1 protein-coding gene and 1 pseudogene are annotated in these 951 nt (G+C 42.0%); one reads left to right on the top strand and one right to left on the bottom strand.

Going from position 1 to position 951, the window contains the following annotated elements:
- Nucleotides 1-49 precede the first annotated feature (49 nt).
- Nucleotides 50-709 carry an amino acid ABC transporter permease gene (locus tag GMD4S_RS09420; protein WP_000443890.1) on the top strand — a complete coding sequence of 220 codons (660 nt, stop codon included), beginning with the start codon at nt 50-52 and terminating at the stop codon, nt 707-709.
- Between the two features lie 39 nt (nt 710-748).
- Here GMD4S_RS09420 and GMD4S_RS13570 read toward each other — a convergent pair.
- Nucleotides 749-951: pseudogene (locus tag GMD4S_RS13570) on the bottom strand (hypothetical protein); the annotation flags it as partial.

A 951-nucleotide genomic window follows, 5' to 3' on the forward strand; every position in this document is an offset into this window, starting at 1 on the left:
CAAGATGGAGCAAGCCAACAAAAAAGCCTATTCACTTTAGGAGGTTACTATGGAATCTATTTTAGAAGTTTTGACCCCAGATAACCTAGTCTTTATCTTTAAAGGATTTGGCTTAACCCTCTACATTTCTCTGATTGCCATTGTCCTCTCTACCCTGATCGGGACGGTACTTGCGGTTATGAGAAATGGAAAAAATCCTGTTTTACGGATCATCTCCAGCATTTATATCGAGTTTGTACGTAACGTTCCCAACCTTCTCTGGATTTTCACCATCTTTTTGGTTTTCAAGATGAAGTCGACACCAGCTGGCATTACCGCCTTTACCCTCTTTACCTCAGCAGCCTTGGCTGAGATTATCCGAGGTGGCCTCAATGCCGTGGACAAGGGCCAGTACGAAGCAGGAATGTCGCAAGGATTCACTTCAGCCCAAATCCTCTACTACATCATTCTCCCACAAGCAATCCGTAAAATGCTGCCAGCCATCATTTCTCAGTTTGTAACTGTAATTAAGGATACCAGCCTTCTCTACTCTGTTATCGCCCTACAAGAACTCTTTGGCGCTAGCCAAATTCTCATGGGACGCTATTTCGAACCAGAGCAGGTCTTCAGTCTGTATATCCTGATTGCCTTGATTTACTTTATCTTTAACTTTGCTATTTCTAGCTTGTCTCATAAGCTAGCAAAACGTTGGCAACAAGCTGCAGAATAAAAATCAGCTCTCCGCAAAAATGGAGAGCTGATTTTTTGATTACCATAAAATACCTCTATAAGAGAAAATCAGAGCTAAAATCAACAAAACATAGAAAGCGATAAAAAGCCATCTCATCTTCACACATAGAGCAATATATTCTCTAATAAAGGCTGATGGGATATAGTAGGCGGCTGTACGGCAACCAAGACCATCTCCCTTCATCCCAATACGGCGAGCATAGGTACTGGTACGAAAAACAT

The organism is Streptococcus sp. GMD4S (genome assembly GCF_000296955.1).